The following is a 14,707-nucleotide window of genomic DNA, read 5'->3' on the forward strand; positions in this document are numbered from 1 at the left end:
TCAGTCAAAATGTTTCCCAGTTTTCATCTTGTCCGGTCACCGCTGCGCGCGTACGTGTTGTCACGGGCGCCGGGGTTGCTTCGCTGTACGCCGACCGCGAGCTGACCGTATTTGTCGTTTTTGAAGTAAGACGGAACGCCGAGACGGCCATTTTCAGGCGGCTCGCCTGGTCCTCCAGCGCAGCGGCCGCGGCAGCGGACTCCTGCACCAGGGCGGCGTTTTGCTGCGTCACACGATCCATTTCCGATACCGCCAGGGCGACCTGGTCAATACCACGACTCTGCTCATCCGATGCAGAGGCGATTTCACCCATGATGTCCGTCACGCGCGTCACGGCATTCACGATGTCATTCATGGTTTCACCCGCACTTTCCACCAGCACCGAGCCGGTATCCACGCGTGAAACAGAGTCTTCAATCAGGGCTTTGATCTCTTTCGCCGCATTGGCGCTGCGGCTGGCGAGGTTACGCACTTCGCCGGCGACCACGGCAAACCCGCGCCCCTGCTCGCCCGCACGCGCCGCTTCAACGGCCGCGTTCAGCGCCAGGATATTGGTCTGGAAGGCGATACCGTCGATTACGCTGATGATGTCGGCGATTTTCTTCGAGCTGTCGGCAATGTCATGCATGGTTTTCACCACGCCGTCGACCACCCGACCGCCGCGCTGGGCGGTGTCGGACGCGCTTTCTGCAAGCTGCGACGCCTGGCGGGCATTGTCGGCATTCTGCTTCACGGTCGCGGTGAGCTGCTCCATGCTGGCCGCCGTCTCTTCCAGAGCGGATGCCTGCTGTTCGGTACGGGACGAGAGATCGTTGTTGCCCATCGCGATTTCACTCGTGCCGGTATAGATGGCATCCGCCCCCTCGCGCACGTTGGCGACGGTATCAATCAGCGAACGCTGCATATGGTCGACGCTGGTTGCCAGCTCGGTGATCTCATTGCGGCCAGAAACGGTCAGCGTTTTCGTGAGATCGCCCCGGCCAATATCACGGATATGGGCAATGACGCGGCCAAGCGGGTTAAGCAGGATATGACGAATGCCGTACCACACGGCCACCAGTACGATGACCAGCGCGAGGGCGAGAACCGCCATCTGCCATTTCGCGAAACGGTAGTCGTTCTGGCTTTGCGTGAACGCGGAGTGATAAAGCTCGCCGCTGGCTTTAGCGTACTCGCCGAGTGCCGCGCCGAGGGCGTTCTGCATTCCCTGGGTCGGCTGCGCGAAATAGGCGTCCATATTGCCCATCTCCAGGAACTGCACCAGCTCCGTGAGGCCGGCGAAGTAGGCCTGATATTTTTCATCTATGTTCGCGCTCGCCTGCGCCATTGCCGGCTGAGGGGCGATTTTTTTGAAGGCGTCGTAATGTTTCGCCGCGTCTGCCAGCGTGGCGCGCGCATTCTTCAGCAGTTCCGTTTTTGCGCTGCTCTGCTGGTTATTTGGGTCCATCATCATGCGGGCAGACGAGCGGCTCAGGTTGATACGCGTCTGCAACATCAGATCCCAGGTCGTGGTCAGTTCGCTTTGCTGCATACGCAAATCGTTCGAGGCCGCGAAGCTGTCCTGGTTCTGTTTTAACGACGAGAAAAAGAGGCCGCCAGAAGTAAGCTGAAGAAGTGCGAAAATGACCAGCACCATCATAAGCATTGTGACAACGCGGATACGGTTCAACATACAACACCTTCTCATAGATTTATTAACGGTGTTATCGGCACAGGCCACAGGAACTTTACATTTGCGAAAGGGAAAAGCGCGGGAGTCAGAATGCGACGTCGACAATCAGCGTGTCGGTATAGGTTCCGGCAGGCGGCGTGGCCTGGCTGGTCAGAACTTTGGCGGTGTAGTTGTAGGTACGTAAAAGCCCGTCCGTACTGACCTGCGATGAGCTGGCGCTGGCCCAGCGCTCGCTGCCGCTGCTACCCCAGCGGTTGCTGGTCGCCTCTTTGTAGATGTCGTAACTCATGAAGTTGCTGCCGCTGACCATACGACGCACGTTGTTCAGGGCATTTGCCCCATTATTAATGCCTATGGTGTAGGTGCTGCCTTTGGTGCAGGTGACGGCAACCGACTGTGAAACGGTGGGAAAATTTTGCACCAGCGGCGCGCTGTTAAAATTCACGTCCGGCGTGGTCATGGTGCTGCAATCGTTGGTGACGGTCATGTTGAGGAGGATCGAGGTGGTTGCCGTACCGGTTTGCGGGGTCAGGCACGCTCCGACCGCGCCAACGGCGCACACGTTGTAGTTAATGCTGAACGTTAACAACACCTGATACGGCCCGGCGGTGACGTTCTGCCCCATTACGGTCCGGAAATAAAGGGGAATGTTGTAGCGCCTTGAACCCAGCAGCCCGAGCAGCGTGTTTCCGCTCCAGGTATAGGCTTTGCTGATTTGTATTTCACTGTTTCCGCCGCAGCCGGACGCCCCGCACAGCCGCGCAGGGATGACATCGGTAATAGCCGCGTTGTCCGTACGCTTCATGGTCGCCCGGCTATTCGCGAAGACGGATGCCGAGGTGTAATTCAGCGTCACCGAGTCGTTAGTTAACAGGTTGAGAACGGTATCGCAGGTCACCACCAGCGTGCCCGTCGTTTCCACTTCCCCGGTGCCGCTGAGTGCGAACGAGGTGACGCTGCCAAACGAGGCATTCACCGTACTGACGGTACAGGCCGCCCAGCTGCCGCCGGAGCACAGCAGCAGGAGCGCGATTAACAGGCGTCTCACGGCGCCTCCCGACAGGTCAGCGGACCGTAGGTTTGCAGCTTATGTTCAGGGTTTGCGCCAACGGTCAGCGTTGCCGTACAGCGTTTACCCTCCGGGGTGATGACCTCGAGCGGATTCACGTCGTTGAGGTTTTCCAGCCAGGCGAGGCCGTCGTAGCCGACAACCGCGCTGCTGCGGGACGCGCGTCTGACCTGGCTTCCTACCGGGATCGCATTGCCCTGCGCATCGTGCAGGATCACGCTGGCAACCCGCTCCTGCTCCATCGGGAAATCCACCAGATAACCGTTATGCCGACGAATCGCCACCCGACGCTCGGTCTCTTTCAGCCGGGTATCCGCAGGTAAGTTCAGGGTATCAATGCGGTAACTTGCCGGGTAATAGGCGGAAACGCCGCTCACCAGCAGATAGCCTTTGTTATTGGTTTTTCCGACCGGCTGGTTTTCGTAGCTGACGGGAACATCCGGATGACCGTCGGTGCTGATCACCACAAACGCATCGTTGATTTTGTTCGCCGCAAACAGCTCACCGTCCATCAGCACGACAGAGCCCATCGCCTCGCCCCACCAGGTCATCATGCCCTTCTCACCGTAGCCGCCGCCCTGTAGCTCCACGTTGTTATTCCGCCAGCCGAGCGTGGCCTGCTGATAGTTACTCGACCGCGACTGGTTGGCCCAGGCCATGTTCCAGCTAAAGCCGCCGTCTGAAGGCATCGAGTGGTTGTAGTTAATGCGTTGAGTGCTGCCTGCGTCAGGGGTGTTTTCAAAGGTGACGGCGGCGCTGTCACGTTCGCCGAGGGGAACCTGCAACGACAGCGCAACCGTCCAGTCGCCTCGCTGCTGGTCACGGCTGGCAGCCAGATAAATACTGCTTGAGCCCCACAGATTACGGCTCCAGGAGAGGTTGAGCAGTTCAGTTTTCTGGCTGTCAAAACTCTCAACGCCGATCCACGCCGCGCCGATATTGCCGTATCCGCCGAGGTTAAAGGTTAAGGAATACTGGTCGGTATTGCGGCTCAGGCTGGCAACGGGGTTATCATTTTCATCATAAACGGTGGGCTGATCGTACAGGGCGAGATTGCCGAAGCCACGGTCGCGTCGGGTATGCTGGGTCGCTACGCTAAACTCGCTGGTGTTGTACTGATAGCCCCAGTTTATCTGGCCGCCGCTATCGCCGCGCATGCGGCTTTGGGTCCACGAGGTATTTACCACGCCAAAACGCCCGAGCTTCAGCACCGTGCCCGCACCGCCGAGCGCCAGCGACTCCGCCCCTTCCGCATGCCCCTCCAGCGTCAGCCAGTCGGTCACCCCGTAGCGGTACGATCCGCTGCCCGCCGCCGGGCCATAGTCAAAATTCTCAATACCGTAGTTACGCCGCAGGCTGCCCAGCGTCACGGCGCCGTCGCTTAACCCCTGCTTAAGCAGATCGCTGCTGACATAAAACGGCAGCGTGGTACTCACCTGACGTCCCAGCGCATCCGTGGTAACCAGTACCGCATCCCCGGCACCGTTGATATACGGCAGATTGGTGAGGGTAAACGGCCCCGGCTGAAGGCGGGTGGAGCCGGAACGGTAGCCATTAATAAAGAGATCGACCGAGGTCGGGACGGCCGCCTCGCCGGAAAACGCGGGCAGTGGCCAGGTCACCAGATCCGGACGCAGGGAGAAGTCGCGCCCGTAGCTGATCCCGCCCATGCGCACGCTGGTGCTCCAGCTCAGCGCATCGCTGATGACGTCCCCGGCGGACCAGGTGGTGGCATCCTCTTCGTTGGTGATCAGTAACGTAGAGTCATAACGCACATACCCTTCCTGCTGTCCGCTGTTACCGGTGAAATTCTGCCGGGCGTAGCCCGTCGATGAAAATGAATAATCCTCATTGAAATAACGGAACTCGTGCCAGACCGACGCCTGGCCGCCCGTGTGTTCGGAATGATTGGTATAAACGTCGTAATTGAGCAGCGCGCCGCGGCCATAGTGCGGTTTGCTTTGCGTGCTCTGCTCACTGAAAGGCGTGATCCGCGCGGCAACCCAGTCCCGGGGGACCGTCAGCAACAGGCGCTGGGCCGTGCTGTCGTACTCTGCGCGTACCGACGTAAGCGTCGAGAGATTCACCTCTCCGGCTGGCACATGCGCGGGCGGCAGCCCGGCGCGGAGCAAATCCGCGCCCGAAATAAACCAGGCGCCCTCACGCTGCGTCACCGGCACCACCAGACCCGTGTCATAGTGGTTCAGCACCAGGGCGAGCTGGAATACTGCTTCGCCGTTCATCGTCCGTGCATCCGGCGGCGGCGGTAAACTGTCGTCGCCGGTTTCGGCAAAGGCGCTGGTACTGACGCAAAGCAGGATCATCATCGCCGGTTTCAGTTGACGGGCGTCGATTGCCATTGCGTATCCCTGGCATTAATTTGCGCGCTCATCCGGTTCGGCTGATAAATCCCTGCCGGAAGCGGCCAGCTTCGGGTGCTGCCTGGCAGCACATAACCCAGCAGCCCCTCGGCAACCGTGCGTTTTTGCCCGCCCTGCTCAACCGCAACCTGGCTGAGCCGGACGTGTACATCCCCCTGATTGCGGACCTGAAGCGCGGGTTTACCCCCTTCCTGAACGACCCGCCAGCTCAGCTGTTGAGTATTCGCCAGCGCGTGGTGCGCCCCTTCGTTGAGGGTGGGGATCCCCTGCCCATAAACAAATAAGGGAATCGAATAGCGCATTTGCAGTTTGAGACCCATGGACGGTTCCGCTTTGGCATCCGGCTGGGGAATTTCATCCACAATAATGCGGTAGGCCTGCTCAACCCCCGACGGGATCGTCCCCTGCTTGATGAGGCGTATAAGCTGTTTACTGCCTTTGGCGATGGTCACAATCGGCGGGCTGGCGACCACATCCTGCTGGGCGGTGTAACGCTCATATCCTCCCTCCTGCTTCCAGCGCACAATACGCACCTGCATTGTCGTGGCGCTGTTGCCCTGATTCTGGATCCACAATTCAGTTGCTCTGGCTTCTGCCGACAGCCACGGATCGATGGGCCACAGAAGAATGGTTGCCGCTGCCTGCGCCTGGCCCGCTGCCAGAGCCGTTGCCCCCAACAGACCCACCAGGCCCGATCGCCTGAAAAATGGCTTCATCGATGTTCTCCCTTTCCTACCATGACAAGGTCACGGTGAGTTGATCTGAATATGTTCCCGGCAGGCTAAACCCCGTCAGGAGCGCGACGCCAAAAAGAGGCAGCGCGATGTTATTGCTGTTGGTATACGTAATCGGTATGGCCTGGTTAACCCCAATTTCGCTGTTCGCCGCCAGAGAGCTGCTGCTGTAGAGCCGGTAACCAACAACTTCGGTCCCGCCTGAACGCGTCATCCGTCGCACCGAGCTGTAATTCTGGCCGCCGTCAATGCTCATGCTCAGCGCCACGCCCGGCGTGCAGGCGATGGACAACGCGCCGTCGGCGACAAAGCTGGTGCTGACCGGCGTGTTGTCCACGCCGTTACGGGTTCCAAAATCCAGCGTCCCAAAGCGCCCGCCCGTGCCGGTACTCACCGAGCACCCTGGTACTACCGTCGCGCTCACCCTGAAGGACTGGGAGGTCACCGCCCCGGCGTCGCAGATCATCATCAGCCCGACGAGCAGGGCCAAAAAAGGGTGCACGACGCCCTCTGCGCTTTCGCGCAGACATAAACACAATGCCTTCATGGCTGAATCAGTAGGTGACGCTGACGTTAATCGTGTCGGTATAGGTTCCCGGTACAACCGTTACGCTATTGCCACCGCCCGTTATGCGTCCGTAGAGGGTATAGCTGTCCACCCCGCCCGCCGTGGAGGCAACGGGCAACGCGGCGTTGTTAGCGATCACGTTGTTGTACCCGCTGTCGCTATAGAGGCTGTATGCCACGCCCTGTGCCGCATTGGCGGTGTTCACCAGATAGCGGGCGGGTGTGCCGGGGGTGCCGACAACGGTTCCGGGTGCGGTCGCGTTGGTGTTGCCGGTGATCGCCACCGTGTAACTGGCAGTGGTACATTGAATGGTAAAGGTGTTTCCGCCGCTGGCCCCGGTTAACTGGGTTGTCAGGGTGGAGAATGTCGCAGGATGGGTCCCGAAATCGAGTGTCCCGAAGTTAATGCCGTTTTGCGTTGGCGAGCCGTTGATCAAACAACCGTTCGTCAGCGTCAGCGTCGCCCCGATAGTACCGCTACTGGTGACTGCCAGCGCCTGACCGACAGTCGCCGCCGTCAGCAGTGTACCCGCGCAGATAAAAAGAAGTGTTCTTTTCATTTACCACCCTCCAGAAGAAATAATGGTCCGCTTACCCTATTTTATTCATACTGTTCAGTATGTTAGCCCCGCTTAAACATTCCCCGGCGCGGTTACTGAGAATTTAGTTTATGGTTCACGCTTCAACCACTTTCAACGAAGGTGAGACACCCGCCCTCCAATTAACAGACTATTAACAAACATTACAAAGAGTTAGCAAAATAAAACGGGCATTATTCTTGCTTAATTTGAGGATATATCGCCTGTAATGTGATCCACGTCACAATATATCGTCATAGTAAAAACAACGAATTTTATAAAAATTAAAAACAAGTTGTAACTCACGCAGCTTTACTTCAATTTATGCCCCGAATATTTTCCTGCGCTTAAATAAAAATTTTGTATGCATTGACGCAGGAAACTCTTTTAGCGCATAGAGGATCTTTTTGTGGCAAGTGCAAACAAACTCACGCTCTTCATCGTGATTTTCATGCTGGCGGGCATTCTTTCAGGTGCGGCAATCCATGAGTATGCTTCGCCCGACGCGATACAGGCCTGGTCGGAGAACATCACCCTGCTGACCGATATTTTCCTGCGGCTGATTAAGATGGTGATTGCCCCGCTGGTGTTCAGCACCCTGACGGTGGGCATTATGAAGCTGGGTGAAACGTCGACGATTGGGCGCGTCGGGGGTAAAGCGATGGTGTGGTTTATCAGCTCATCCGTGCTTTCCATTCTGGTGGGGCTGTTTATTGTTACCCTTGAACAACCCGGCAGCGGTCTGAACCTGAGCATTCCGACAGAGACGGTTGATACCGGCCTGGCCGTTAGCGGGATGTCGCTGAAAGCCTTCCTGTCACACACTATTCCAACCAGCATTGCCGGCGCGATGGCGAACAATGAGATCCTGCAAATTGTGGTCTTCTCGATGTTCTTCGGCATCGGCGGCGCGTCATTAGGTCAAAAATTCAACGCCCCGCTGGTGGCGGCGCTGGATGTGGTCTCCCACATTATGCTGAAAGTGACGGGCTATGTGATGTACGTTGCGCCGCTGGCCATTTTTGCCGCGATTTCGTCCGTGATTGCCACTCAGGGTCTGGGCATTTTGCTGAACTATGCCTCGTTCATTGGCGGTTACTATGTGGCGATCCTTCTGACCTGTCTGGTATTGCTGGCGGTAGGTTACATGGTACTGAAAAAAGAGATTTTCCGTCTGGTGGCGATGCTGAAAGATCCGGTGCTGGTCGCGTTTACCACCAGCAGCTCAGAAGCGGCATACCCGAAAACGCTGGAGCAGTTAGCGCGCTTCGGCTGTTCACGTAATATCGCCTCTTTCGTCCTGCCGATCGGCTACTCGTTTAATCTGGTCGGCTCCATGGTGTACTGCTCGTTCGCCTCGATGTTTATCGCCCAGGCATACAACATTCACCTGAGTTTCACCGAGGTGACGGTGCTAATGTTAACGTTGATGCTGGCCTCGAAAGGGATTGCGGGCGTACCGCGCTCGTCGCTGGTGGTGCTGGCGGCAACTATTCCGAGCTTTAACATTCCGGTGGCCGGGATCCTGCTGCTGATGGGGATTGACCATTTCCTGGATATGGGACGATCGGCCATTAACGTGCTGGGGAACGGGATTGCGACGGCGATGCTGTCGCAGAATGAAGGGGCGCGGGAAGCGGAATCAGCGCTGGTGGAGCAGGAGGCGTAAGGTTACAAAAGAGCCGGGTGGCGCTGACGCTTACCCGGCCTACGTGTTCGAGCCATTTGTAGGCCGGGTAAGGCGAAGCCGCCACCCGGCTTTGTTTTATGCTACATGATTCGCCGCGATATCCAGCAGCGCCATCTCTTCGCTGTTCAGCAGCTTCTCAATATTCACCAGAATCAGCATACGCTCGCCGAGCGCACCCAGCCCCGTCAGGTATTCCGTCGACAGCGTGACCGCAAACTCCGGCGCAGGACGGATTTGATCGGCGGTCAGCGACAGCACATCAGACACGCCATCCACCACGATCCCCACCACGCGCTGCCCCAGATTCAGGACGATCACCACCGTGTTATCGTTGTACTCCACATCGCCCTGGCTAAACTTCACGCGCAGGTCCACGATAGGCACAATCACACCGCGCAGGTTGGTCACACCCTTGATAAACGCTGGCGTGTTCGCAATGCGCGTTACCTGGTCGTAACCGCGAATTTCCTGCACTTTCAGGATGTCGATACCGTACTCTTCATCCCCTAAAGTGAAAACCAGGAATTCCTGTCCAGATGGCTCGCCCGCCAGTTTCGTTACGTTACTCATACCGGTCATGTTATTACCTTTTACTTAATCAGGCGGCTGTGTTCGCCACACGTTGTTCACGATTTAATCCCTGAAGTGCCGATACATCGACGATCAGCGCGACGCTACCATCACCCAGGATGGTGGCAGCAGAGATCCCCGGCACTTTGCGGTAGTTACTTTCCAGGTTCTTAACCACCACCTGATGCTGACCAATCAGCTGATCGACCAGCAGCGCGTAGCGGCGTCCGGCGCTTTGCAGGATCACAACGATACCCTGCGTGGCCTCGGTTTTTGCCCCGTCCACTTCAAACACTTTCCACAGTTCCACCAGCGGCAGGTACTCGCCGCGCACTTCGAGCACGCGCTCGCCGCCCGCCAGCGGATGCAGATCTTCTTCACGCGGCTGGAGGGACTCCATCACCGCGTTCAGCGGCAGAATAAAGACTTCGTCCGCCACTTTAACGGACATGCCGTCAAGAATGGCCAGCGTCAGCGGCAACAGGATACGAATCGTGGTGCCCGCGCCCTGCTTAGACTGGATCTCAACGTGACCGCCCATCTCCTGAATGTTACGTTTCACCACGTCCATGCCCACGCCGCGGCCGGAAACGTCGGTGACCTGCTCTGCGGTTGAGAAGCCCGGGGCAAAAATCAACATCCCCACTTCTTCGTCGGTCATATTTTCGTTGACCGCCATTCCCTGCGAAATCGCCTTCGCCAGAATGCGCTCGCGGTTCAGGCCCGCGCCGTCATCGGTCACTTCGATGCAGATGTTGCCGCCCTGATGTTCCGCTGACAGGATCAGGTTGCCCACGGGCGATTTTCCAGCTGTTACGCGGTTTTCCGGCAGCTCGATGCCGTGGTCGAGGCTGTTACGCACCAGGTGTGTTAACGGATCGATAATGCGTTCAATCAGGCTCTTGTCCAGCTCGGTGGAGCTGCCCATCAGCGTGAGTTCGATCTGTTTGTTGAGCTTGCCGGCCAGGTCGCGCACCAGGCGCGGGAAGCGGCTGAAGACATATTCCATCGGCATCATGCGGATGGACATCACCGATTCCTGTAAATCGCGGGCGTTACGTTGTAACTGGCCCATGCTGGTGATGAGATCGCCATGGGTCACCGGGTCCAGCTCGTTGGAGCGCTGGGCCAGCATCGACTGGGTGATGACCAGTTCACCCACCAGGTTGATCAGCTGATCCACTTTCTCCACCGCCACGCGAATGCTCGTGGACTCGCTGGAACGCGCCGCTGGTTTTTCACCGCGGGCCGGAGCGGCCGTCTCTTTTGGCACGGCTTTCAGGGCCGGGGCAGCGGCAACTACCGCAGGGGTATTCTCTGCCGGAGCAGGCGCTTCAACGGCCGCCGCCTCGGTTTCAAACGCAATCTGATCCGCTTCAATCACGAAGCAGAGCACCGCCACGATGTCATCCTGGCCAATTCCATCGTCAAGCGTCGCGGCCAGGCTGTCTTTGCCCTTCACCACGTTGCTGAGCGTCGCCAGGTTCCCCAGCTCCTCTTCCAGCAGGTTGACCTCGTTCTCCTTCAGACGTGACAGCACCACGCGCAGTTTTCCTGCGGGCGCGTCAGGCGCCGTATCGGGTTCGGCCACGGCGTCAACAACGCTCAGTTTTGCCGCAGGGACAGCGGGCGCAGACGCCTCACCTTTGGCTTCCAGCGCTAACTGACGCAGCGCGTTGCAGATGTATTCAAAGCTGGCGGCATCAGGCTCTGCCGAACTTTTATAGGCGTCGAGCTGTTCCTGCATAATATCTTTCGTTTCCAAAAACAGGTTGATAATGTCGGTATTGAGCTGCATCTCACCGCGTCGTGCTTCATCCAGCAGGTTTTCCATTAAATGGGTGGTTTCCTGCAAAATGGTAAATCCAAACGTTCCGGCACCGCCTTTAATGGAATGCGCCGCACGGAAGATGGCATTGAGCTGTTCTGAGTCCGGTGCCTCGGGCACCAGATCCAGCAAATGTTGCTCCATATCGGCCAACAATTCGTCGGCTTCATCAAAAAATGTCTGGTAAAAATCGGTAATATCCATGCTCACGCTATCACCTCGGATTGGCTGGTGGCGATGTTGGAACGGCAGCCGAAGGGACGGCCCCAGGCTGTTTTAAATCGTCCAGTGACTCATTCTGACTTTCGGCGTTTTCATGCAGGATGGCCTGCTCCGCCTGCTGGTTCAGCACTAAAAGACTGATACGACGGTTGATGGCGTCATCCGGTCCGCGGTCGGTAAGGCGCATGGTTGCAGCCATGCCGACCACGCGCAGGACCTTGCCATCATCAAGCCCACCCGCCACCAGCTCGCGACGCGAGGCGTTGGCGCGATCGGCAGAAAGCTCCCAGTTGCTGTATCCTTTCTCTCCCGTGGCGTACGGGAAATCATCCGTGTGTCCGGACAGGCTAATGCGGTTTGGAATACCGTTCAGCACCGGTGCAATCGCACGCAGAATATCGCGCATGTAGGGCTCCACGTCGGCGCTGCCGGTTTTAAACATCGGCCGGTTCTGGCTGTCGATGATCTGAATACGCAGCCCTTCCTGTACCAGGTCAATTTTCAGGTGCGGACGCAGCGCGCGCAGCTTAGGGTCTGCTTCAATCAGCTGATCCAGGTCACCGCGCAGTTTTTTCAGACGCGCCTGCTCCATCCGTTTTTTCAGTTCGTCGATGTTCGGCTGTTTTTTCACTTCGCCCTGCTGCTGGGTGTAATCGTCACCGCCGCCGGGGATCGGGCTGTCGCTGTTAGAAATGCGCGGCCCGCCGGTAACCGCCGTCGCCAGCGGCGTTCTGAAATATTCCGCAATCTGAATAAGCTCTTTCGGGCTGGAGATGGAGATTAGCCACATCACCAGAAAGAAGGCCATCATGGCGGTCATAAAGTCGGCGTACGCGATCTTCCAGGAGCCGTGAGAACCGTGCCCGTGCCCCTTATGCTTGCGCTTTTTTACGATGACGATCGGATGGGACTGGTTTTTCATGCGTCCTCAGTTGTCGTCTGTTGGTTAGGGTTTTTCACCGCGCGCACGTGCTCTTCCAGTTCGATAAACGACGGACGTTCGCTGGAGTAAAGCGTCTTACGACCAAATTCGACGGCAATCGGTGGCGCATAGCCGTTGAGGTTTGAGAGCAGCGTAATTTTCACGCACTGCATCATTTTGGTGGTTTCGGCGCTCTTCTGGCGCAGCACGCTCGCCAGCGGGGAGATAAAGCCGTAGGCCAGTAAAATACCGAGGAACGTCCCCACCATCGCGTGGGCAATCAGCGCCCCCAGTTCAGCCGCCGGGCGATCCGCCGAGGCCAGAGCATGAACGACGCCCATGACCGCCGCCACGATGCCGAACGCCGGAAGCGAGTCGCCCACCAGCGCCAGGCTGTTGGCCGGGACTTCGGATTCGCTCTCGTGGGTTTCGATCTCTTCGTCCATCAGGGCTTCAATTTCGAAGGTGTTCATGTTGCCGCTGATGATCAGTCGCAGGTAATCGACGATAAAATCGAGCATCATCGCGTCGGCCAGAATACGCGGGTAGCTGGCGAAAATTTCGCTCTCTTTCGGGTTTTCGATGTCCCGCTCCAGCGAGAACATCCCCTGCTGACGTGACTTCGCCATCAGGCGATAGAGCAGCGCCAGCAGATCCATATACATGCTTTTGGTGTATTTCGAGCGACGAAACAGCAGCGGAATCGCCTTCAGCGTGCCCTTGATCGATTTGCCGTTGTTACCAACGATAAAAGCCCCTACCCCTGCACCGCCGATGATGACAAGTTCAGCCGGTTGATAGAGTGCTCCAAGGTGCCCGCCGGTCATCATGTAACCGCCGAAAACTGTACCGAGAACTACCAGGTAACCTAATAAGATAAGCACGACATCATCCTTCCGCTAGTGACTATGGCAGGACGTTCATTTCGAGCGCATGACCTGAACGCAGGGTAAAAAAAAGCAGCGGTAATCGCTTACCGCTGCTGGAATCTTGCCCACAGGTTCGGGTTAAACAGCGTGTTCGATCTGTTCATCCAGCAGTTGTGGAATAATATCGGCAGCATCCCGGGAAAGTTTACGTCTTTTTACGGCTCGGGATGGAGGCTGGCACAAACTACAGGCGAAGCTGCCCGCAGGCTGGTGCGCGTGGGTAATGAAATTGCCGTCACAGCAGTTGCAGCGGGACAATTCAAGCATTCCGCTTTCAACAAAACGCACCAGCGTCCAGGCGCGGGTCAGCGCCAGCAGGGGTCCCTCTTCCTGCTGCGGGCATTGCTCAAGGTAAAGTTTGTAGGCTTTGATCACGGCATCAACGCCGCTGCATAAGCCCGTTTTAAGCAGGTACTGCCAGGCGTTACAGAACATGGAAGCATGAATGTTCTGCTCCCAGGTCATGAACCAGTCAGTCGAAAACGGCAGCATGCCTTTTGGCGGCGGGCTACCACGCAATTCTTTGTACAGCTTGATCAGACGACCACGGCTCAGCTGCGTCTCGCTTTCCAGCATTTGTAAACGCGCACCGAGCGTGATGAGTTCCATCGCCAGCTGGATATCACGGGCTTCCTGAACAATGCTTTTTTCGCTCATTGTTAAGCCCTTTTCTTCCGGGCTACGTCATCAGGCTGGCTGATTTCGTTGAGCAGGCGGGTGGAGAGAAGAATACCAGTGTGGATCTGTTGCAGATCGTCCACGCGGGATTCCTGAGTCAGACGCGTAATGGTCTGCGGGTTATCAAAACGGAACTGGCAGACAAGTTGATTGGTTTCAGCCAGCTTGACCATTTGCGGGAGGGTTAATCCACCCAGCATGGTTGCCATCTCTTCGTTAACACCCAGACGAAACATCGCTGACGGTTTGTCCTGACTAATCAAACGCTGCGCGAGCAATAAATACGACAAATTGATGTCATAAATATGTTTTAGCAACTCGGATGTATGCATTTTTCCCATCCCGAATAACCAACTATTATTTTTATGCGGAAAGACCGCACCCCGTGATGTCGCCGGGAAATCACCCGGTATAAAAAGAAAAGGCCAAATGCATAGTTGAATTTAGGTTTGTACGTCGTAAAGCGCGTGACCGGTTAACATGGCCAAAATGTCGGTTACACATTTTATCTTTTCTTACAAATAACTAAGATTTTTCCTAATTCGACGCAAACTCTACTCGTCAGTTTTGACACATACAATGCAGCCCCCCCTGGAATTTAAAAAAAATGTGATCTACGTCACATAATTTACGCGAATGTAACCCATAAATCCATCAGCGCGACTTGTAATTTGACTATTTATTGAGCAAGTGAAGCTTGTTTATATTCTTATGGAACGAATACTCATGCAGAGGGATGAGGGGATCGGGTATGAAAATTGCTACGTCGAAGAAGCACTGCCCTTTCGCGTCACAACGGGCGCGAACGCCAGAGAAGAGGCGGAGTTAATTAAGTAAAAACAGCAGCTTAAGTTTTCTTTTCGAGAA

General features: G+C 56.7%; 13 protein-coding genes. 1 reads left to right on the plus strand and 12 read right to left on the minus strand.

What is annotated here, in order from left to right; genetic code table 11:
* Positions 1 to 4: 4 nt before the first annotated feature.
* The 6 genes from tar to ACJTMZ_RS03215 all read right to left on the minus strand — a co-directional run bounded on the left by tar (position 5) and on the right by ACJTMZ_RS03215 (position 6,983).
* Positions 5 to 1,672, minus strand: coding sequence for a methyl-accepting chemotaxis protein II (tar, locus tag ACJTMZ_RS03190; RefSeq protein WP_023303904.1), 1,668 nt, complete (start codon positions 1,670 to 1,672; stop codon positions 5 to 7).
* A gap of 85 nt (positions 1,673 to 1,757) precedes the next feature.
* Positions 1,758 to 2,720 carry a spore coat U domain-containing protein gene (locus ACJTMZ_RS03195; RefSeq protein ID WP_017384412.1) on the minus strand — a complete coding sequence of 321 codons (963 nt, stop codon included), beginning with the start codon at positions 2,718 to 2,720 and terminating at the stop codon, positions 1,758 to 1,760.
* Entirely contained in the window at positions 2,717 to 5,101 is a 2,385-nt protein-coding gene (locus ACJTMZ_RS03200) for a fimbria/pilus outer membrane usher protein (protein ID WP_023303905.1), read from the minus strand. Before ACJTMZ_RS03200 ends, ACJTMZ_RS03195 begins: the two co-directional genes overlap by 4 nt.
* Complete coding sequence (locus tag ACJTMZ_RS03205; protein WP_015570266.1) at positions 5,077 to 5,838, minus strand: molecular chaperone; 762 nt, start codon at positions 5,836 to 5,838, stop codon at positions 5,077 to 5,079. The genes ACJTMZ_RS03200 and ACJTMZ_RS03205 overlap by 25 nt, the downstream gene beginning before the upstream one ends.
* Positions 5,839 to 5,854: 16 nt before the next feature.
* Positions 5,855 to 6,403, minus strand: a complete 549-nt coding sequence (locus tag ACJTMZ_RS03210; RefSeq protein WP_017384414.1) for a spore coat U domain-containing protein — start codon at positions 6,401 to 6,403, stop codon at positions 5,855 to 5,857.
* A gap of 7 nt (positions 6,404 to 6,410) precedes the next feature.
* A complete protein-coding gene (locus tag ACJTMZ_RS03215) occupies positions 6,411 to 6,983 on the minus strand; it encodes a spore coat protein U domain-containing protein (RefSeq protein WP_017693232.1) in 573 nt (190 codons plus the stop codon).
* Between the two features lie 427 nt (positions 6,984 to 7,410).
* Here ACJTMZ_RS03215 and ACJTMZ_RS03220 point away from each other — a divergent pair, with 427 nt between their 5' ends.
* On the plus strand, positions 7,411 to 8,670 hold the full coding sequence (locus ACJTMZ_RS03220; protein WP_017384415.1) for a dicarboxylate/amino acid:cation symporter: 1,260 nt from the start codon (positions 7,411 to 7,413) through the stop codon (positions 8,668 to 8,670).
* A gap of 96 nt (positions 8,671 to 8,766) precedes the next feature.
* Here the strand turns inward: ACJTMZ_RS03220 and cheW are convergent, their stop codons facing one another.
* The 6 genes from cheW to flhD form a co-directional block, all read right to left on the minus strand.
* Complete coding sequence (gene cheW / locus ACJTMZ_RS03225) at positions 8,767 to 9,270, minus strand: chemotaxis protein CheW (protein WP_003859699.1); 504 nt, start codon at positions 9,268 to 9,270, stop codon at positions 8,767 to 8,769.
* A gap of 19 nt (positions 9,271 to 9,289) precedes the next feature.
* Positions 9,290 to 11,299: a chemotaxis protein CheA gene (cheA, locus tag ACJTMZ_RS03230; protein ID WP_252010671.1), complete on the minus strand. Its 2,010-nt coding sequence runs from the start codon at positions 11,297 to 11,299 to the stop codon at positions 9,290 to 9,292.
* 4 nt (positions 11,300 to 11,303) lie between these two features.
* Positions 11,304 to 12,233 (minus strand): flagellar motor protein MotB, encoded by a 930-nt coding sequence (motB, locus tag ACJTMZ_RS03235; protein ID WP_003859697.1) that lies wholly within the window; start codon positions 12,231 to 12,233, stop codon positions 11,304 to 11,306.
* Positions 12,230 to 13,117: a flagellar motor stator protein MotA gene (gene motA, locus ACJTMZ_RS03240; RefSeq protein WP_003859696.1), complete on the minus strand. Its 888-nt coding sequence runs from the start codon at positions 13,115 to 13,117 to the stop codon at positions 12,230 to 12,232. The genes motB and motA overlap by 4 nt, the downstream gene beginning before the upstream one ends.
* A gap of 123 nt (positions 13,118 to 13,240) precedes the next feature.
* The gene (gene flhC / locus ACJTMZ_RS03245; protein ID WP_003859695.1) at positions 13,241 to 13,819 is read right to left on the minus strand and encodes a flagellar transcriptional regulator FlhC; all 579 of its coding nucleotides are present in this window, start codon (positions 13,817 to 13,819) and stop codon (positions 13,241 to 13,243) included.
* A gap of 2 nt (positions 13,820 to 13,821) precedes the next feature.
* The gene (gene flhD, locus ACJTMZ_RS03250; protein ID WP_003859693.1) at positions 13,822 to 14,172 is read right to left on the minus strand and encodes a flagellar transcriptional regulator FlhD; all 351 of its coding nucleotides are present in this window, start codon (positions 14,170 to 14,172) and stop codon (positions 13,822 to 13,824) included.
* Between the last annotated feature and the right edge of the window lie 535 nt (positions 14,173 to 14,707).

Origin of the sequence: Enterobacter sp. DN (assembly GCF_046054285.1) — a bacterium.
Lineage (GTDB): Bacteria > Pseudomonadota > Gammaproteobacteria > Enterobacterales > Enterobacteriaceae > Enterobacter > Enterobacter hormaechei_C.